The sequence below is a fragment of the Streptomyces sp. NPDC041940 genome (assembly GCF_055589465.1).
Map to the genome: position 1 here is coordinate 231,109 of NZ_JBVJBP010000001.1, position 19,410 is coordinate 250,518.

Annotated in this window: 16 protein-coding genes; 3 read left to right on the forward strand and 13 right to left on the reverse strand. The window is 72.9% G+C overall.

What is annotated here, in order from left to right:
* Nucleotides 1–50: 50 nt before the first annotated feature.
* The 3 genes from ACZ6I3_RS01000 to ACZ6I3_RS01010 form a co-directional block, all read right to left on the reverse strand.
* A complete protein-coding gene (locus ACZ6I3_RS01000) occupies nt 51–1,391 on the reverse strand; it encodes a carboxyl transferase domain-containing protein (protein ID WP_469410737.1) in 1,341 nt (446 codons plus the stop codon).
* Nucleotides 1,384–2,832, reverse strand: coding sequence for an acyl-CoA synthetase (locus ACZ6I3_RS01005; RefSeq protein ID WP_469410738.1), 1,449 nt, complete (start codon nt 2,830–2,832; stop codon nt 1,384–1,386). The genes ACZ6I3_RS01000 and ACZ6I3_RS01005 overlap by 8 nt, the downstream gene beginning before the upstream one ends.
* Nucleotides 2,833–2,902: 70 nt before the next feature.
* Nucleotides 2,903–4,174 carry an SLC13 family permease gene (locus tag ACZ6I3_RS01010; protein WP_469410739.1) on the reverse strand — a complete coding sequence of 424 codons (1,272 nt, stop codon included), beginning with the start codon at nt 4,172–4,174 and terminating at the stop codon, nt 2,903–2,905.
* A gap of 207 nt (nt 4,175–4,381) precedes the next feature.
* Here ACZ6I3_RS01010 and ACZ6I3_RS01015 point away from each other — a divergent pair, with 207 nt between their 5' ends.
* The 3 genes from ACZ6I3_RS01015 (at nt 4,382) to ACZ6I3_RS01025 (ending at nt 7,534) form a co-directional block, all read left to right on the forward strand.
* Nucleotides 4,382–5,089 carry a FadR/GntR family transcriptional regulator gene (locus tag ACZ6I3_RS01015; RefSeq protein ID WP_469410740.1) on the forward strand — a complete coding sequence of 236 codons (708 nt, stop codon included), beginning with the start codon at nt 4,382–4,384 and terminating at the stop codon, nt 5,087–5,089.
* Between the two features lie 73 nt (nt 5,090–5,162).
* Nucleotides 5,163–6,077 (forward strand): ATP-grasp domain-containing protein, encoded by a 915-nt coding sequence (locus ACZ6I3_RS01020; protein WP_469410741.1) that lies wholly within the window; start codon nt 5,163–5,165, stop codon nt 6,075–6,077.
* Between the two features lie 56 nt (nt 6,078–6,133).
* On the forward strand, nt 6,134–7,534 hold the full coding sequence (locus ACZ6I3_RS01025) for an MFS transporter (RefSeq protein WP_469410742.1): 1,401 nt from the start codon (nt 6,134–6,136) through the stop codon (nt 7,532–7,534).
* On the opposite strand, the gene ACZ6I3_RS01030 is transcribed toward ACZ6I3_RS01025, so the two are convergent.
* From ACZ6I3_RS01030 to pgfA, 10 genes are all read right to left on the reverse strand, one after another.
* Nucleotides 7,515–8,117, reverse strand: coding sequence for a hypothetical protein (locus ACZ6I3_RS01030; protein ID WP_469410743.1), 603 nt, complete (start codon nt 8,115–8,117; stop codon nt 7,515–7,517). The genes ACZ6I3_RS01025 and ACZ6I3_RS01030 overlap by 20 nt on opposite strands.
* The gene (locus ACZ6I3_RS01035; RefSeq protein ID WP_469410744.1) at nt 8,083–8,910 is read right to left on the reverse strand and encodes an FkbM family methyltransferase; all 828 of its coding nucleotides are present in this window, start codon (nt 8,908–8,910) and stop codon (nt 8,083–8,085) included. Before ACZ6I3_RS01035 ends, ACZ6I3_RS01030 begins: the two co-directional genes overlap by 35 nt.
* Entirely contained in the window at nt 8,907–9,128 is a 222-nt protein-coding gene (locus ACZ6I3_RS01040) for a Trm112 family protein (protein WP_469410745.1), read from the reverse strand. Before ACZ6I3_RS01040 ends, ACZ6I3_RS01035 begins: the two co-directional genes overlap by 4 nt.
* Nucleotides 9,125–10,030: a hypothetical protein gene (locus ACZ6I3_RS01045; protein ID WP_469411656.1), complete on the reverse strand. Its 906-nt coding sequence runs from the start codon at nt 10,028–10,030 to the stop codon at nt 9,125–9,127. Before ACZ6I3_RS01045 ends, ACZ6I3_RS01040 begins: the two co-directional genes overlap by 4 nt.
* A gap of 15 nt (nt 10,031–10,045) precedes the next feature.
* Nucleotides 10,046–10,798, reverse strand: a complete 753-nt coding sequence (locus ACZ6I3_RS01050) for a class I SAM-dependent methyltransferase (RefSeq protein WP_469410746.1) — start codon at nt 10,796–10,798, stop codon at nt 10,046–10,048.
* Nucleotides 10,795–12,039 (reverse strand): condensation protein, encoded by a 1,245-nt coding sequence (locus ACZ6I3_RS01055; RefSeq protein WP_469410747.1) that lies wholly within the window; start codon nt 12,037–12,039, stop codon nt 10,795–10,797. Before ACZ6I3_RS01055 ends, ACZ6I3_RS01050 begins: the two co-directional genes overlap by 4 nt.
* Nucleotides 12,036–16,169: an alpha-(1->3)-arabinofuranosyltransferase domain-containing protein gene (locus ACZ6I3_RS01060; protein WP_469410748.1), complete on the reverse strand. Its 4,134-nt coding sequence runs from the start codon at nt 16,167–16,169 to the stop codon at nt 12,036–12,038. The genes ACZ6I3_RS01055 and ACZ6I3_RS01060 overlap by 4 nt, the downstream gene beginning before the upstream one ends.
* Nucleotides 16,166–16,954 carry a class I SAM-dependent methyltransferase gene (locus ACZ6I3_RS01065; protein WP_469410749.1) on the reverse strand — a complete coding sequence of 263 codons (789 nt, stop codon included), beginning with the start codon at nt 16,952–16,954 and terminating at the stop codon, nt 16,166–16,168. Before ACZ6I3_RS01065 ends, ACZ6I3_RS01060 begins: the two co-directional genes overlap by 4 nt.
* Nucleotides 16,955–16,965: 11 nt before the next feature.
* Nucleotides 16,966–18,114: a glycosyltransferase family 4 protein gene (locus ACZ6I3_RS01070; protein ID WP_469410750.1), complete on the reverse strand. Its 1,149-nt coding sequence runs from the start codon at nt 18,112–18,114 to the stop codon at nt 16,966–16,968.
* Between the two features lie 260 nt (nt 18,115–18,374).
* Nucleotides 18,375–19,370 carry a cell envelope lipid trafficking protein PgfA gene (gene pgfA, locus ACZ6I3_RS01075; protein WP_469410751.1) on the reverse strand — a complete coding sequence of 332 codons (996 nt, stop codon included), beginning with the start codon at nt 19,368–19,370 and terminating at the stop codon, nt 18,375–18,377.
* Between the last annotated feature and the right edge of the window lie 40 nt (nt 19,371–19,410).

Below are 19,410 nucleotides of genomic sequence, written 5' to 3' on the forward strand. Positions count from 1 at the left end.
ACTTGATGTCGCGTGGGGGCATCCACCGGACTCACGGACCCACCGCGCGCCTACGGACCCACCGTCCCCCGGATCACCCCCAGCTCCACCAGATCCTGCGGCCGGATGCGGAGCCGGTCCGCCGTCGGCTCCACCTCGCGCGGCGGCCGCTTGAGGATGGCCGCGGCCAGCTCCGGGGCGATCACCGAGAAGTAACTGTCAGGCGTGGCCCAGGTGTTGCCGGGCGCGGCCAGGGCCAGCGCACCGCCGGAGCCGCCCTCGCCGATCACCAGCGTCGTCACCGGCGTACGGGCGCCCGCCACCGCCACGAACAGGTCGGCGATCGCCGCGCCCGCGCCCTGCCGCTCCGCCTCCGCGTCGTTGGCGGCGCCCGGAGTGTCGACGAGGGTCAGCACCGGGATGCCGAGCCGGTCCGCGAGCCGGATCAGCCGGGCGGCGGTGCGATAGCCGGCGGGACGGGTCGCGGACCCGGTCTGCGCCGCGTACGCGACCGTACGGCCCTGGTGTTCACCGAACCCGCACAGCATGCCGTCCGGGTCGGTGCCGCCGCAGCGGTCGCCGCTGATCGCGACCCGGTGGGTGAAGTAGGCGTCCAGATAGGCGGCGGCGCGCGGGCGCCGCGGCGAGCGGGCCCGCCGTACGGCGTCCCAGCCGGTGCCGGGCAGGCCCGCGCTGTCGCCGAGCGGTTCCGGCGGCGGGGCGGGCGTGCCGGACGGGGACGTCAGCAGCGGCAGCCACCGCCCCAGCGCCTCGCGCAGTTCCTCCGGCCGTACGACCGCGTCCACCGCCCCCGCCGCGAACTGCGCCTCGGCCGTGTACGCCGCCGGGTCCGCGTCCGCCGGCCGCACCCGGGAGCCGGCGAAGCCGATCTGCGCCCCGGGCAGCGCGAGGACCACGTCCGCGCCCGCGCCGAGGGTGGCCCAGCCGCCCCCGGTCGTCGGGTCGCGCACCACGGCGACCTGGGCCAGCCCGGCCTCCCTGGTGAGCGCCGACTGGCGGGCCACCCGCTGGAGCTGGGTCAGCGCGAGCATGCCCTCCTGCATCCGGCTGCCGCCGGTCGCGACCAGCGGCACGACCGGGAGACGGTGCTCACGGGCGTACACGTACGCCGCCTCCAGCAGGTCGCCGGTGCGCTGCCCCAGGGAGCCGCCGAGGAAGCCGAACTCGAAGGCGATCAGCACGGCCCGGGCACCGCCGATCCGGGCGGTGCCGCAGACCACGGACTCCCGCTCGCCGGTGCGTTCGGCGGCACGGGCGCGCAAGGCGTCGTAGCCCGGCCACGCGAGCGGACCGTCGGGCCTGGGGTCCCTTATGGAGGCGGGGAGTTCGGCGAAGGTGGAGTCGTCGGCGACCAGGGCGACGATCTCGCGAGCCGAGTGCCGGTCACTCATGGGTCAGCGCCCGCTTCATGATCTTCCCCATGTCGTTGCGGGGCAGCGCGTTCAGGTGGTGGACGACCCGAGGGCGCTTGTGCGGTGCGAGACGCCGGGCCACGTGATCGGCCAACTCCGCCAGTGCGGGCGGTGACTGGGGATCCGCGGGCACGATCCACGCCACGATCCGCTCGCCCAGGTCGGGGTCCGGCTCCCCGGTCACCGCGGCCTCCCGCACCCCGGGGTGTTCGAGGAGCGCGTTCTCGATCTCGCCGGCCCCGATCTTGTAACCGCCGCTCTTGATCAGGTCGGTGGCCTTGCGGCCGACGATCCGCACATAGCCGTCGGGGTCGCGCACCGCCATGTCGCCGGTGCGGAACCAGCCGTCGGCGGTGAAGGCGGCGGCGGTGGCGTCGGGCCGGTTGAGGTACTCGGTGAACAGGTTCGGGCCGCGCACCTGGATCTCGCCGACGGTCTCCCCGTCGTACGCGCCGACCTCCGAGCCGTCCTCCTCGACCAGCCGCAGCTCCACGCCCGGCAGCGGCACGCCGACCGTGCCGGGGCGGGCCTCGCCGTCGGCGCGGACGCTGGTGTTCATCAGCGTCTCCGTCATGCCGTAGCGCTCGATCACCCGCCGCCCCGTCGCCGTCGCGATCCGCCCGTGGTCGTGCACGGGCAGCGCGGCCGAACCGGAGACCAGCAGCCGCGCCCCCGTCAGCGCCTTCACCAGATCCGGGTCACTGGTCACCGCCTCGGCGATCCGGTGGTACATCGTCGGCACGCCGAACAGCATGGTCGCGCCGCCGGCCAGCTCGCGGGCCACACCCTGGGTGCTGAACCGGCCCAGGTGCCGGACCGACCCGCCGCGCCGCAGCGGGCCGAGCGTGCCCAGGACCAGGCCGTGTACGTGGAACAGCGGCAGTCCGTGGACGAGGACGTCGTCGCCGCTCCACTGCCAGGCGTCGGCCAGCGCGTCCAGCGTCGAGGAGATCGCCCGGCGCGGGATGACGGCGCCCTTGGGCGGGCCGGTGGTGCCGGAGGTGTAGACGATCAGGGCCGGGGCGGTGTCGTCGGCGTGCTCCTCGGGGGCGGCGGGGCCGGTGCCGTGTGCGTCGACGTCGAGGCGGGGCAGATCCCGTACCGGGGAGGGGAGCTGGTCCTCGGGGGACGTGAGTACCAGGTCGGGGGCGCTGTCCGACAGGATGTGGCCGAGTTCCTTCTCGCCCGACTTGGGGTTGAGCGGTACGGCGGGGATGCCGGCCAGCAGGGCGGCGACGACGGCGACGGCGGTCTCCATCGTGGGCGTCGCCCAGACGGCGACCCGCCTGGCCTCGGCGATCCGTCCGGCGAGGGCGCCGGCCGCGGCGGCGAGTTCTCCGTACGTCAGCGAGCGCTCGCCGAACCGGAGAGCGGGCCGGTCGGCCGGGGCTTCGGTCAGGGCCGGGAAGAGAGGGGTCACGCGTCCGTCTCCTTAGGTGTTGTGCCTGGCTGTTCTGTGCGTTCTGCCTGTTCGACGGGGAATCGGCCGGTCATCCCCAGCCGGGGACGACCATCACCAGCCATGCCGCCGCCGGTACCACCGCAACCACGATTCCTCCGTACACCATCAGCTGCCGGAAGAAACGCTCGCGGTCGACGTCCGGCGCGGCGGCCAGGACCAGGGCGCCGTTCGTGGAGAACGGGCTGACGTCCACGACCGTCGCCGATACGGCCAGTGCGGCGACCATGCCGATCGCGCCGATCTCGCCCTGTTCCAGGAAGGGGACGGCCAGAGGGATCAGTGCGCCCATGATTCCCACGGAGGAGGCGAAGGCGGAGACCAGTGCGCCGATGTAGCAGAGCAGAAGGGCGGCGAGGAGGGGGATGCCGATGCCGCCCACGCCCTCGCCGGCCCAGGTGATGGTGCCCATCTCCTCGAGGACGCCTACGTAGGTGAGGACGCCGCAGATGAGGAGGACGGTGGGCCAGGCGATCTCGCCCACTGCCTTGCGGCTGTCTTCGGGCCACAGCGTGCTGAGGACCACGGCGAGGGTGATGGCCGTGAGGCCTGCGTCGAGGTCGAAGACGAGGACGGCGACGACCAGGGCGAGGAGGGAGGTGAGGGTGGCTGTGCGGGGTGGGGTGAGGGTGGTTTCTTCCGGGCTCAAGGTGGGAGTGGCTTCGGCGGGATCGCCGGATTCGTCCACCGCGCCCTGGGCCCACAGCTTGAGGCCCCCGCAGACGACGAACACCACACCGGCGATCACGAGGTTCGCCGTCAGGGAGGCCAGGAAGAGGACGAGTTCGTTGCCGGGGAGGTTCTCGCGTTCCACGAGGCCGTTGACGATCGAGCCGTAGATGCTGATCGGGGAGAAGCCGCCGGCCTGGGCGCCGTGTACGACCATCGCGCCCATCAGGAGCGGGCTGATCCCGTGGCGCGTGGCGAAGCTCAGGGCGATCGGGGCGACGATCGCGACCGCGGCCGGGCTGACCGCGCCGATCGCCGTGAGCGCGCCGGTCAGCGCGAACATCACCCAGGGGATGAGCGCCACCCGCCCCCGCACGAGCCGCACGGCGGCGTGCACCAGCCAGTCGGTGGTGCCGTTGGCGCGGGCGATCGCGAAGAGGTACGTGACGCCGACCAGGACGACGAACAGGTCACCGGGGAAGCCGGCGAAGATGCCGTCCGCGTCGAGGTCGGCGACGAGCCCGCCGACCCCGAAGGCCGCGGCGAAGGCGAGCGCGCCCATGTTGACGGAACGGGTGGTGGCGATGACGAACACCACGACGAGGACGAGGATCGAGATGAGTTCGGGGGACATACGGGCTCCCGTCGTTGGGCCCCGGAGCGGCTGGAAGCACCTGGGAGTGGCCGAGTGGCTGAGCCACTTGGGGTGCGTTGGCTGAAAGCGTGGGTGCGGCCCGGGCGCCCGTCAAGGGGTCGCGCGAGAATTGGTTCAGCCACTTGGCCACTGGGCGGGCGAATGGGACACGGCCCGGTGCTACGCTCCCGGCGAGAGGGGGACTCCGTGACCGACGCCCTGCGCCCCATGATGAAACAGCGCCTCTACGAGCAGGTGCTGGAGCGGCTGCGCCAGTACGTCGCCGAGGGCGGGCTGCGCGCCGGCGACCGGCTGCCGCCCGAGCGTGATCTCGCCCAGCGGCTCGGAGTCAGCCGGGCCTCGGTGAAGCAGGCGATCGTGGTGCTGGAGGTCCAGGGCCTGGTGGAAGCCCGGCACGGGGGCGGTACGTACCTCGTGCGGGACAGTCTCGACACCGAGCCCGTGGAGCGGATGGTCGAACGCCGCAGGCGCCTCCCGGATGTCCTGGAGGCCCGGGAGGCGCTGGAGACGAAGCTCGCCGAACTGGCCGCCGAGCGGCGCACGGAGGACGACCTGGCGGCGATGCGCTCGGCGCTCTCGCACATGACGGAGGAGATCGAGGCGGACGGTCACGGCGTGGAGGGCGACCGCCTGTTCCACGCGGCCGTGACGGCGGCGGCCCACAGCAGTCTGCTCGCCGAATTCATGCGCTCCATCGCCGAGCAGATCGCCGAGAGCCGCACCGAGTCGCTGCGCCAGCCCGGCCGCCCGTCCCGTTCCCTCTCCCAGCACCAGGCCATCCTCGACGCGATCGCCGACGGGGAACCCCGCCGGGCGGCCACGGCCATGCGCCGCCATGTCCGCACGGTGGCGAAGGTGCGGCTGCTGGACTGGGAGCCGGGAGAAGAGGAGTAGCAGCCCGGGGCCAGGTGGCCGGCCGCTCCACCACGTCCGCCACCACACAGCTGACGTTGTAGCCTGCGCCGGAATGGGTTTCGATCGTCCGTACGAAAATGGAGTCGCCGTGGCCGGCACCCCGCGCATCGCGCTCGTCACCTACGACCCCGGCGGCGAGGTGAGCAAGGACCAGGACCTGCCGGTGCTGGCGGCCGCGCTGCGGGAGGCCGGGGCCGAGCCCGCCGTCGTCTTCTGGGACGACCCCGACGTCGACTGGGCCGGGTTCGACCTCGTCGTCATACGGTCCACCTGGGACTACAGCTGGCGGGCCGAGGAGTTCACGGCGTGGGCCGAGCGGTGCGGGAAGGTGACGCGGCTCGCCAACCCGGTGGACATCGTGCGGTGGAACGCCGACAAGAGGTACCTGGGCATGCTCGCGGAGGCCGGGGTGCCCGCCGTGCCCACCCGCTACTTCGCGCCCGGCGACCCCGTCGACCTGCCCGACGACCACGAGTACGTCGTGAAGCCCACCTCCGGCGCCGGCGCCCGGTACGCCGCCCGCTACCCGGCCGGAGAGCGGGACGCCGCCCTGAGCCAGGTCGAGCGGATGCACGCCGAGGGCTTCACCGTCATGCTCCAGCCCTATCTGACCAGCATCGACACCCACGGCGAGCGGGCCCTGCAGTTCTACGGCGGCCGTCTGCTGCACGCCAGCCGCAAGGGCGCCGTCCTCGCGCCGGGCACCCCGTACGACGCCGACAAGATCGCCCACCCGGATCCTCGGCCCTGGGAGCCGACCCCCGCCGAACTGGCCGTCGCCGAGCGGGCCCTGGCCGCCGTGCCCGGTGATCAGGAGCTGCTGTACGCGCGCGTGGACCTCGTCACCGGGCCGGACGGGGAGCCGTGCGTGATGGAACTGGAGCTGATCGAGCCGAATCTGTTCCTGTTCCTGCACCCGGATTCCGTGCCGAGGGTGGTGGAGGCGGTTCTCGCCGCCGCCGGCTGACCGCAGCGCGTGGGGCATGCGTCCCTTTGTGAGGCTTTTGGTGTACCTGTAGGGCCATGCCCTCCGAGCGACGGTCCTGGGCACCGCTGCTGGCGGTGTGTGCCGGGTACTTCATGGTGATCCTGGACGTGACGGTCATCAACGTCGCCGTGCCGGTGATCGGGCGGGAGCTGTCGGCCTCGCTGACCGGCATCCAGTGGATCACCGACGGATACACCCTGGTCTTCGCCGGGTTCCTGCTGACCGGCGGTGCGCTGGGGGACCGGCTGGGCAACCGGCGGGTGTTCTGCACGGGCGTGGCGGTGTTCACCGTGTCCTCGGCCGCGTGCGCGCTGGCGCCGAGCGCCCCGTTCCTGGTGGTGGCCCGGCTGGTGGAGGGGCTCGGGGCGGCGCTGATCGTGCCCGGGTCTCTGGCCCTGCTCCAGCAGGCCTATCCGGAGAAGGCCGTACGCGCGCGGGCCTTCGGGCTGTGGGGTTCGATGGCGGGCATCGCGGCCTCCGCCGGGCCGCTGCTGGGCGGGCTGCTCGTCTCCACGGTGGGCTGGCGCTGGGTGTTCCTCATCAACCTGCCCGTCGGCGTGGCCTGCGTGGCGCTGACCCTGCGGCACGTCGGCCGCTCGCCCCGGCGCGCCGACCGGGCCCTGGACTGGCCGGCTCAGGTCGCGGTCGTGGCGGCGGTGGCGCTGCTGACGGCGGCCCTCAACGAGGCCGGACGGCGTGGCTGGTCCGACCCGGCCGTGCTCGCCGGGCTCGGCCTGGCCGTACTGGCCGCCGCGGCCTTCGCGCTGCGCGAGCGGCTGGCCCGCTCCCCGGTGCTGCCGCTGGGCCTGCTGCGCTCCCGCGCCATGAGCGGCGGGGCGGTCATCGGCCTGCTGTTCAACTTCGGCTTCTACGGCATGGTGTTCACCGCCAGCCTGGAGTTTCAGCACCAGCGCGGCTACAGCGCCCTCGGCACCGGTCTCGCGCTGTTCCCGGCGGTGGCGATGACCATGTTCGCCTCCGTCCTGTCGGGCCGGCTGTCCCGCCGCACCGGCGATCGTCCGCTGGTGGTCTCCGGGATGCTCCTGGCCGCACTCGGGCTGGCCGGCTGGGCCGCGGCGGGCGCCGACCCCGCCTACGCGCTGCTGGTGCTCCCGATGATGGCCGCCGGATTCGGTACGTCCTTCGCCCTCACCGGCTCGACCGCCACCGTGATGGGCGCCGCCCCCGAGGCGTACTCGGGGGCCGCCTCCGCCCTGTTCAACACCACCCGCCAGGTCGGCAGCGCCACCGGCGTGGCACTGGGCGGCAGCCTGCTCGCCTCGGCCGGCGACTACGGCACCGGGATCCGGACCAGCATGTTCATCGGCGCGCTGGCCTATCTGGCCGCGGCGGCCCTCGCGTGGCGGTGCGTGCCCGCGAAAGGTGCCTCCCCGTCCTCGACCGGCCCGGAGCCCCTCAGTCCTGACGGCCGGTGACGGCCACCCGCTGCAGCAGCCCCCAGGTGAACTCCGCGACGACCTCCCACCGCGCCCCCGCCCCGTCCGGGGCCGTGAACGCCAGCCCCCACCGGGTCGGTGCAGTGCCCTCCAGGGGACGGGCCGGGGCGAAGGCCCGGGCCGCCTCGTCCACCGTGCAGGACCAGGGGGCGAGATCGTCGAGGGTGCGCAGCCCGGGGCCCTCGGCGCCCGGGGCGCGGACCAGCCACTCGTTCCACACGGCGCCGTTCGGAGCGGTGAGGACCTCGAAGCGCAGGGCGGGCCAGAGCGGGACGGGCCACAGCCACGCCTCGCAGTCGAGGTCGCCGATGCGGCGGGGCGTACGGGACTCCGGGGCGCCGAGGACCGAGCGATAGCGGGACAGGGCCGGGCGCGGGGAGCGGATCATCGCCTGCCAGCGCTTGTTCGCCTCGCGCATGTCCGCGAGGGAGACTCCCAGCTCGTGCCGGGCGTCCTCCACCGGGCCGGGATTGTGGTCGGCCATGCGGCGCAGCAGCACCAGCTGGAAATCGAGCGGGGTGAAGGGGCTAGCGGGGCGCTTTCCGGAAGGCATGGGAACCATCGTCGCCCACCGGGGCCCGGCCGGGGCGCCGGCCGTCGGGCAGGAACAGCACCGAGTTGACGTAGCGCGGGCCCCTGAGCAGGGGGGAGGGCAGGACGCGGCGGAGCAGGCCGTGGGAGACGACGTAGGAGGCGTCGGCCTGATGGTCCTCCAGCGGGAACTCGGCCAGTGGCACCCAGGTGTCGCCCGGCAGCACCCAGCCGTCGTAGCCCAGCAGGGCCAGATAGGTCACCACCGGGGCGATCGGCTGGATGCGGGACTCCAGCTCCACGAACAGGGCCGGGCGGTCGCGGGCCAGCAGACCCGTCGCCCCGCGCAGGACCGCCGGCTCGTTGCCGTCCACGTCGATCTTGATGAAGCCGACGTCGCGCAGCCCCAGATCGTCCAGCGTGACGCAGGGGACGTCCAGCGCACGGCCGTGGATGTCACGGCGGACCAGCGAGGACACGCCCCGGTCGCCCGAGTCGTCCGACGGCAGCCACAGGCGGGCGAGGCCCGGGCGGTCCGAGGCCGCCGCCCGGACCACCCGGACGTTCGGCGGGACCGCGGCGGCCAGCAGCCGGGCCAGATGCGGCACCGGCTCGATCGTCACCACCTGCTCGGCGCGGCCGGACAGGCGGTGCGTCCAGGGGCCGTACCAGCCGCCGACGTCCACCGCCGTACCGCAGCCCGGCGGGCACAGCTCGGCGAGCCGGGCCAGCTCCGGTTCGAACCGGGGATACAGGGCCCGGGCCGTCGCGGCCACCAGTCGGGTGGGCAGAAGGGGAGCGACACGGGCGGCCAGGCTGGTCACGGCGACATCCTCTTCAGGAGTTCCTCGTGCTCGTCGTCCGGCACCTGCTCGCCCGAGGACGGCAGCAGTTGCGGAATGCCGTCGAGGATCGGATAGCGGCGGCGCAGCCGTGGGTTGTACAGGGCCTCCTCCTGCTCGGCCTCCTCGGCCAGCAGATGCAGCGGGCCCTTGTCGAGCGGGCACGCCAGGATCTTCAGCAGCGGGTCGTCGGGCTTCACGGTGATGCCAACTCCTTGGCTGGGGCGGGCTCCTGGGGAGCGGAGTCGTGTTTGGGCATGGTCAGCAGTACGGCGACGGCCAGGGTCGTGCCCGCCACCCGCAGCGCGAGCCGCAGCGGATCGTCCGGCAGCGCCTCGCCGAACGACAGCGTGCCGAGCACCGCGGTGAACAGGCAGGTCACGGTCGTGCACACCGGCACGATCAGCGAGGCCCGGCAGCGCTGCAGCGCGGCCTGCGACATCACCAGGCCGAACACGCCGGTGAACAGCAGCAGATACGGATACGGGGAGGCCAGCAGATCCAGGACGGCGCCGCCGATCCCGCTGGTCGTCAGCCGGCTCGACACCCCCTTGATGGCCAGCGAGCTGACGCCGTACAGCAGGCCGACGGCCACGCCGTACTCGACGCCGGTCGTCGGGCGCCGGTGCCGGTTGCGGGCGCGGCGCTCGGCGGAGCCGTACAGCCACACCCCGGCTGCCAGCGACGGCACGCAGACCAGCAGGATCAGCGGGTAGGGCGCGTCCTGGCTGACGGAGTCCGAGCCTTCGCGCAAAGACAGCACCACCATCAGCAGCGCGAGCAGGATCGCGCCCAGGGCGTACCGCTCCCGGCCGGTCGTCTCCTCGCCGAGCAGCCGGGCCGACAGCAGCACGAGCAGCACCAGGCCGGAGACGAAGATGCCCTGCGCGGCGGCGATCGGCAGCGTCCGGTACACGGCGAGCTGGGCGGCGAACCCGGCCGCGAGCGAGAGCGAACCGCCGATCCACAGCGGGCTGCCGAGCACCAGGCGCAGCAGCCGGGCGGGCTGCCGGATCGTCACTTCGGGCAGGGCGGCGAGCGCGCGTTTCTCCAGGACGAATCCGGTGCTGTACAGGACGTTCGCCAGCAGGGCCGCGGCCACTCCCCACCACATGGGCTACGTCCTCCTGGCGTGCAGCAGCAGGATCGACGCCAACTGCGGCCGGGCGCAGACGAGCCGGTCCAGCGGGCGCAGCGGGCGCGGTACGCCGTGGAAGGGAGCGCCTTCGAGCCCTACGACCGTGAATCCGGACGCGGCGACGAACTCCCTGAGCGCGCGGGCGGTGTAGAGGCGCAGGTGTCCCACGACCTCTTTACCCGGGCGGCCGTGGATGCCGCGCAGGCTGACCTCCGAGAAGACCGGCTGCACGCCGGCGAGCAGCAGGACGCGGTTGTACCAGGCCGCCAGGTTCGGGGTGGACAGCATGAGATGCCCGCCGGGCCGCAGGATCCTGCGGATCTCGTCGAGCGCGGCGTCCGGATCGACGAGGTGCTCGATCACCTCGCTGAACAGCACCGCGTCGGCCGACTCGGAGGCGAACGGCAGCCCGCCGCCGGTGAGTTCACCGCGCACCGCGTACGGGATGCGGGTGCGGGCGCGTCTGAGGGCGTCCTGGGACCAGTCGACGCCGATGACGCGGTGGCCGGGCAGGAGGGGCGCGGCGGTGGCGGCGGCGGTGCCGTCGCCGCAGCCGATGTCGAGGACCGTGCGGGGGCGGTCGGCGGCCGGTCCGACGGCCCGGGCCAGCATGCGGGCCTGGCGGAGGCTGCGGGGGGTGCCGGACGCCACCGGGACGGCGGGGTTCTCGTAGAAGTCGCGCAGGTCGCGGGGCGGGCGCCGCTGGTCGGCGGTCGTTGCCGGTCCTGTCATGGGGCGACCTCCGTGGTGTGCAGGTAGTGCTCGAAGAGGTCGCGGAGGTGGGCGCCGTCGCCGTGGCTGAGCAGCGCCCGGGACCAGCGCAGGGCGAGGTGGAGACGGCCGGCGGTGGAGGCGGTGGTGACGGTCAGGCCGCGCGGCATCCGGGCCGGGGCGGAGAACCAGACCGCGTGCGCGCGGCCCGCCTCCTCGCCGAAGTCCAGCGGGTACGGGATACGGCCGATGTTGCTGAGCAGGGTCGTCGACGTCCACGGCGCGGCGGCCCTGCGCAGACCGCGGGTGAGGGCGGCACGGGCGGCGACCGGGGCCCAGGGGGTGGTGAGGAGTGCGGCCCCGTGGCCCAGTTGGGGGCGGGACAGGGCTTTCAGCGCCCGGGTGCGCTCCGCGGTGCGGCGGAGCAGGGTGGGCATCTCGGTCTTCAACTCTGCTGGTGCGAACGGTACTTCGACCAGGCGGGTGCCGTTGCCGATGGGCATCGTCGCGTCACGGGGGCGGTCGTCCACGGGCATGGTGATGCGCAGGGGGCGGGGGCGGGCGCCGTGTTCCCTGTTCCAGTGGGCGATGGTCAGGGCCGTGGTCACCATGAGCTGGTCGTTGACGGTGTAGGGGGAGCCCTTGGGGCGGTGCGGGAGGGGGAGTTCGGTGACGAGCATGCCGTTGCCGGGGGAGGGGTCGGGCGTGCCTTGCGCCACCCGGGCGGGGGGTGACCAGGTGGTGGGGGTGTCCGGGGGCTCCTTTCCGGGTTCTGCGGGGCGGGTGGGAGGTGCGGCGGGGTTGTTGTCCCTGCCGCCGTAGAGCTCGGCCGCGGTGGCGAGTATGCGGAGACAGGCCGGGCCGTCGAGGGCGGTGTGGTTGATGGTGAGGAGGAGGACCGATCCCACGACCTCCAGCCGTATCGGCGGCGACATCGACAGGGGCGGTGCCTCGGCGAGCGCCCTCGTCCTGGCGTCCTGCAACGCCCTCGGGCCCGTGGGTGTGAAGGTCACCACCTCCGTGTCCGGCTCGCCCGTCAGCTCCCACTCGTAGCGGCGGCGGAACCACGGCCCCCCTGCCTCCCGCATCAGGATCCGGGGATGCCGGTGCAGGGCCTCCGTGAAGGCCTTGCGCAGGCGGGCGGGTTCCAGGGGGCCCGGGAGGTGGACCTCGATGTGGACCGTTTCCGGTTCCTCCTCCTGGAGGCAGTGCCGGGACACCTCGTCCACCACCGGGAACGGGATGCGGGTCGGAGGGGTCATGCGGGCTCGGTCCTCTCCGGGTCGGGCTCGCGCAGGCTCACCAGGCCCGCGAACAGGCCGACCAACGCCAGCAGTTGGGCCACATGGCCGAACGCACCCGTGCCCGCCCCCACCGGCTCCCCGGCCCCGATCGCGGCGACGACACCCGCTCCCGCCAGCGCGGTGAACGCGATCGGCACCAGCAGGGCGTGCCGCCGCGAGGCCAGCAGCGCCAGCGCCGGGACCAGCAGCGCGAACCAGCCCGCGATCACCACTCCGACCAGCGTCAGCGCCACCGTGCCGAGCCACAGCCCGGGCAGCGGCGGAACCGGCTGAGGCGCGTCGGGGTTGGGGGCGCGGCGGCGCCACAGGGCGAGGCCCAGCAGGACCGCGATACCGGCGCCGCTGCCGATCAGCCCGGCGTCGTACGTGGTGGCCGGTTCGTACGACAGCTTGACCGCGCCGCCCGCCCCGGCCGGGATCCGCCAGCCCTGCTGCCAGCCGTCCAGCCGTACCGGGGTCAGCTCCTTGCCGTCGAGGGTGGCCTTCCAGCCGTCGTTGAAGTTCTCGTACGTCGTGAGGTACGAGGCGGCGCCCGAGCCGGCCGTCACCTCGCGCCGGTCGCCCAGCCAGTCCCGGACCTTCAGCTCACGCCCGGCCGCCGCTGCCTCCGGGACCGTCCCGCGGGTCAGGGTCACGTCCGTGAGCGCGAGCGGGCCCGCGTCGCCGCCCTCCAGCCGGTGTTCGCCGGCGGGGAGCCGCACCTCCGAGTCGCCCCGGCCCTCCTGGCAGAGCGTCACCTCGACGCCCCGCCGCTCCACCAGGTCCCGCACCGTTCCCTTCACGCTTGTCCGGTACAGCTCGCTGTCCAGCGCCACGTCCGGGCCCTTGCCGCACGGCAGGGAGAACTTCCGGGTGCCGTCCGGCTGCGGGGTGCGGTACTGGTCGAGGGCCGGGACGTAGGCCTCCGTCAGGCCCACCGGGAGGCGCAGGTCCTCGTCGGCGACCGGGTTGTGCAGGGTCAGCGGGGCGGTCTCGGTGACCGTGATGTCGAGCCGGTCCGTGGTGATCGGCGGGAAGCGGACCCAGCCGTTCTCGTCGACTCCGGCGATCGTCGCGCCGTCGGGGGAGCTGATGTGCACCTGGGAGGCACGGGTGGACAGGCCGCCCGCGGGGGCCAGGACGACTTCGCCGACCGCCTGCTTGCCCTCCCAGCTCAGGTGGATCGTCGGCCGGTCGCCCGCGATCCACGCCGTCGTCAGGTCGCCGTCGGTGAGGTTGCGTGCCGTCAGGCCCGCGCCGAGGCTCGCCGTGGAGTCGGCGGTGGCGACGATCCGGGTCTGCTGCTCGGGCGCGACCTCGTAGAGCAGCCGGTCGAGTTCCTCGCCCGGCACCGGCACCGCGTTCGCCTTCACCTCGTAGGTTCCGGCGGCCGGTGTCGTGAAGCGGCGGTGCAGTCCGGCCTCCGTGCCGGTCGCGGACAGGCCCGTCGGGTCGGCGGCGCGGTGCAGGGAGACCAGGGTGGCGGGCGCGGTGGCGTTGTCCGCGTCGCTCGGCAGCTTCAGCAGCCGGGTCACCTGGATGTCCGGCAGGTCGATCTCGGAGAAGCCCGCGCCCGTCAGACCGGCCCGGCGCTCCACCGAGTCCACGATCGTCAGCTTCATCCACCGGCTCGTGCCCTCGGGCGCCTTGATCCGCTGTGTCTTTCCGTTCGGCTGGAGGAAGCTGGTCTTCGAGCCCTTCTCGGTCTCCACCCGTACCTTCGTGGCCGCCGCGCGCACGCTCTCCTGCGGCAACGGCGTGACCTTGAAGGAGGACGGCATGTCGTAGGGGCCGGTGAAGCCGACGCGCAACCACTGGCCGTCCGGGGTGTCCGGCGCGCCCTCCGCCCACGCGGTGTCCGGGTTGCCGTCGAAGGCGTTCACCGGGTCGTACTGCGGCAGGTGGAAGAGCCAGTTGCCGTACGAGGACGCCGTCACCGACTCGGCGCCGCGCAGTTCGGCCACGGTCTGGTGGTCGGTGCCCTCGGCGGGCAGGATCTGCCGCGGCTTTTCGCCCGGGTCCTGCTGGGCGTCGGGCGCGTTGCGCTCGTCCCGCGTGTACGTGTACGACGTACCGGCGTTGACCAGGCCGAACCGGGTGTCGGCGCGCCGCATCCCATCGCCCACGACCTGCACGGCGGGGGTGCCGAGCCCGGGATGGTTGTCGCCGGTCAGGACGGCCGCCCGCCCGCGCAGCCGGGACGCCAGCGGCAGCAGCGCCTCCGGGCCGCCGGACACCACGGCCGTGTCGGAGACCGGGGTGAGCCCGGCCTGCCCGGGCCGGAGCACGTCGTCCCCGGTCGGCCGGTAGATCTCGACCGCCCGCTGCCGCGCGTACAGGCCCTCGACCTGGAGCGGGGCGTCCTGCGCGATCCGCCCGCCGGTCATCACAGGACCGAGCCCCGTCACCCGCTCGTACCCGGACTGCTCCAGCGTCCGCTTGACCGTCGCGGTCGGCACCGCGCCGATCTGGTCGGGATCGAGATCGTTGCGTACGACGACGTAGTACAGCCCCGCCCGGCTCAAGTAGTCGGCGAGACCGGGGACTTCGCCTCCCGTCAGCAGCGCCTGCTCGACGGCGTCCATCGCGCGCCGGTTGCCGGGCGTGCCGAACGGGACGTAGTCGCGCTGTGCCCAGCGCGACTCGGCGAGCACGTCGAGCGGCTGGTCGATGGGGGAGCCCCAGGTGTACATGCCGTGCGCGGTCGCCGGGACGACCAGGGCACGGGAGTCCGGGGAGTACTTCTCCAGCCAGTCGGCCGTGGCCTGCCAGTAGGTGGGCAGCTTCTGGAAGGAACCCGGGTTGAGGATCGAGCCGTTGAGGTACGGCAGCAGCAGCCCCGGCAGGATCAGCACGGCCGCGACCAGCGGGGCGAGGCGCCGGCCGCGCACCTGGCGGGCCCCGCGCGGCTCGGCGGCCACACCCACCAGGTGGACCAGGCCCAGCACGAGCGCCAGCGCCAGCCCCGCCTGGAACTTGTAGATGTTCCGGAACGGCGACAGCCACCCGTCCAGCCAGCCCTGCACCACCCCGTGGAACGGCGCCCCGAACGCCCCGCCGTACCCGGCGAGCAGCACCAGCGCCGCCACCAGCACGGTCAGCACGAGCCACCGCCGCTCGGGCACATCCCGCCGGGCGAGTCCGGCGAGCCCCAGCCCGGCCGCCAGCGCCGAGCACACGATCACGACGACCGACGAGGCCACGGCCCACCCCGCGGGCAGCCACGCCTCACCGAAGTGCAGATAGGCGACCCAGTTCCCGGCGCCGCGCAGCGCCTCGGTCGCCGACATGGTGTCCGTGGTCGTCTGCGAAGTCTCTATGTAGGGGAGGAAGTTCTCGCCGTAGACCCCGAGCAGCAGCAGCGGCACCCACCACCAGGCCGTCACGACGATCACGGCCGGGGCCCACCAGGCGATCAGCTTGCGCTGCCGGGGGCCGGGCGGCCGGGACAGCAGATACAGCCCGACCGGCAGCAGCGAGGCCAGGGTCGCCGAGGCGTTCACCCCGCCCATGAACGGCACGAGCAGCGCCGAGCGCAGCGCGGCGACCCTTGCGGCGTACCGCTCGTTGGTCAGCGGCAGCAGCACCCACGGCAGGAAAGCGCCGGGCAGCGCGGCGGCCGACGTCGACCCGATGACCGTCGTGAACACCGGCCACAGCGCGTACGCCACGGCCCCCAGCAGCCGGGACGTCCCACTGCCCACCCGCAGCCGCTCGGCCAGCCGCAACGCACCCCAGAAGGCGACGGACACGACGACCGACAGCCACAGCCGCTCCGCCAGCCACACCGGCAGGTGGACGAGGTCGCACAGCCAGTAGAACGGCAGCATCGGCCACAGATAGCCGGCGTACTGGTCCTGGATCCCGCCGAACCCGGCCCGGTCGTGCCACAACTGGCCCAGGTCGGCGAGGAACTGCCCCGGATCGACGGTGACGCCCAGCTTGGTGTCGAAGGTCTGCCGCCCGGGTTGCACCACCAGGAACAACACGAACACCACGGCCCAGAAACCCAGCAGCCAGCGCCGCGACCGCGGGCCCTCGGGGGGACCCGCCGCGCTCGCGGTCGTGGGAACGGCCGCCGGTGGAGGAGCCTGGACCGTGGTTGTCATGAAGGGCACCGCCGCAGAATGAGGAGGAGGTTCCAGGTGGCGAACTCGCGGATCCCGGGCGCCTTGACGACGGTCTCCGCGAGGAAGGGCCAGTAGCGGGAGCGCGCCGAGACGACCGTGACGTCGTCGCGGGCACGCACCTGCCGCAGGGTGGAGCCGATGTGCACCGCGAACAGGTTCTCGCCGAGCGTGTGCTTGGCGGGCCGGCCGGTCCGCCGCAGATAGCGGGCCCGGGCCCGCTCGGCACCGAAGTAGTGCCACGGGGCCCACTCGTGCCCGCCCCACGGCGACAGCCAGTTGGTGAACGACACATAGATCAGCCCGCCCGGGCGCGTCACCCGGGCCAGCTCACTGAGGAAGGTCTCCGGATCGGCCACGTGCTCCAGCACGTTGGAGGAGAAGGTGACGTCGGCGATGCCGTCCCGCAGGGGCAGCAGGTATCCGTCGGCGACGACCGCCCCATCGGGCGGCTTCTCGCCCAACTCGGCCATGTCCGGCTCGAACAGATAGGCATGAGCACCACGCCGCCGGAACTCCTCGGTGAAGTACCCGCTGCCCCCACCGATGTCCAGGACGGTACGCCCGGCGATGGGCCCGTCGTAGGCCTCGACCTGATCGACGGCATCCCGGGCGAGCAATGAGTAGCAGTACTCGGGATCGTCCTGCTCATGAAGAAAGGCACGGAACAGCGCAACAGATCTTCGAAACGAGGGGTCGCTGCGATAGGGGCGCGGGGCTGTGACATGTGCGGCTCCGCCGCGTGGGCGCGGCCAGCCACGACGCACCGCAAGCCGCCTCACGGCCCCCAGCCCCTCACCGCCTCCGCGGCCACCACCCGAAACTGCCGCACAGTCCGATCCCACCGAAACTGCGCGGCCCGATCCCGAGCCGCCTTCCCCATCAACTCCCGCTCCCGCCCGGCCAGGGCAAGCGCACACCACGCCGCGGCGAACGACGACTCACCCCGCGCGAGCACCCCGGTCTCACCATCGACCACGGAGTCCTTGAGCCCGGGCACATCGAAAGCCACACTCGGCGTCTCCCGTGTCGCGGCCTCCGTCACGACCAGCCCCCATCCCTCCACGGCGGAGGGATGCAGCAACAACCAGGCCGCACACAGCAGCCGGTGCTTCTCGGCCTCGGAGACATACCCGGTGAACTCCACACCGGGCCCGGCCAGCCGCTCCAGCCGTTCGCGCTCCGGCCCGTCCCCGACGATCACCAACCGCCCGCCGGTCACCGGCCGCACCCGCTCCCACAACCGCAGCAGCAGATCGATCCGCTTGTACTCGACGAGCCGCCCGACGGCGACGAACAACGGTTCCGCCGAGCGCTCGGCTCGCGGCCCCGGCTCCTCGACCCCGTTGTGCACGACCCGGATCCGGTCCCGCTCGACCCCGATCGCCCGCAGCGCGTGGGCCGTCGAGGAGGACACGGCGACCATCAGGCTTCCCTGCCGCGCGCCGGTCAGCGCCCAGTGTTCGAGTCTTCGGCCGATCCGCGCCGCCGGGGCCAGCGGCCCGCCGAAGCGCATCTTCCACAGATCCGTATGGACGTGGTTGACCAGGCACAGCGTGGGACCGCGATGCCACAGCGGCGCCAGATACGGCATGCCGTTGCACACCTCGACCAGCAGATCGCAGTCGCCGATCTGGCGGGCGAAGGCGGAACGGGCGCGCAGATAGTGCCCGTAGGGGCCGCCCGCCGACACGACCCGGTAGTCACGGAAGGCCGCGGGGCCTCCGCACAGCAGGGTCACCTGGTGGCCCAGCCGGGTCAGCCCGTCGGCGAGTTTGTCGACCAGCAGCTCGGAGCCGCCGGCCGAGGGGTTGTCCAGATCACGATGGGCGAGGAAGACGATCCGGCGCGGATGTGGGGGGAGCGCCGGAAGGGGTCGCTGCGCGCCGTGGGACGCGCGCAGCGGGGACGGTACGTGCTGGGGCATGGGTGCTCCAACTCGTCTCGGGGTGCGGAACTCAACGTGGGAAAACGTGGGGGGTTCGTTCCGAACGGGAGTCTTGGAAGGGGAGTCGTGAAGGGGAAGGGGAGTCTTGAAGAGGTCTGCCTGTGGGGGGCCTGAGCTCTTCCTGGGAGGGGTGTGTGGACGGGATGTGCTCGGGTGGGGTTGGACAGTTTTCGCCCGGACGATCGCCACGGCTACTCACCGACGTGACAATTTCGGGCTTTGTTGGAGCTGACGTCACATCACATCGTGAGGGTGGGCTGGGGCGTACCGGGCTTTTCGGACGGAACGGGCTGCTCCGGCTCCTTCCGCCCACGCGCCACGAGAACACCACCCACCACCACGAGCACAAAACCGGTCACGGCCGCACCGATCGGCAACGTCACGCCCACGAGCCGCAGTTGGTCGCTGTCCCGCTTCGCCTGCCGCACCGCTTCCTTCTGCGTCGCGGTCGTGAAGGAGACCTTCCGGCTGTCCAGCAGCACCGCCGCGTCCTTCTTCCCGCCCGGCGCCCGCAGGGTCCGCTTCGGGCCGGTCTGCGCGTAGATCACGCGGCCGGTGGCCTGGTCGACGACCAGCTCGAACCCGTGGTTGGAGTACCACTCCTCGGCGAGCACCTGCGGCCGGCCCGGCTGGTCGACGATGCTGCCGGGCACCATGCGCGTGCCGGTCCTGGTCGGGGGCACCGAGCCGGTGAACTTGTAGCCCGTGTACCCCTGGACCTTCTCGGTGCCCCGGTAGTGCAGGACGACCGTGTCGCCGAGGGTGTTGTCCCACCACTGGTACGAGCGTTTCTGCACGTCGAAGGGGAACTTCAGATAGGCCTCGCCCTCGATGTACGGCTTCTCCCCGCAGCAGTGCACCGGCCGGTTGGTCTTACGGTCCATCACCCAGCGGTGCGGCTTGAAGTCCAGCGCGTCGTGCGGATCGGCGGCCGGCAGCGACTTGTCCGTGTCGACCGAGGTGATCACGTCCCAGACGGCCTTGCCGCTGCGTTCGCTGTCCTCGACATTGCCCCGGACGCGCTGCGTCACGGTGATCTTCCGGCCGGGAACCGTCTCGATCCGGTCAGTGTCGAAGACGCTGCCCCGGCCGGTGTAGACGGCGGTCGTGTCGATGTCGATCGGATTCACCGCGGCACGCGGCTGCACATACCAGGCGAGCAGGGGGGCCAGCACCAGCAGGAACGTGCCGAGACCCAGCAGGACCAGGGAAAACGGAGAGGTTGTACGGCGCATCCGGGCACTCCAGTGGCTTGGGACGGCTCGACGTACGAGA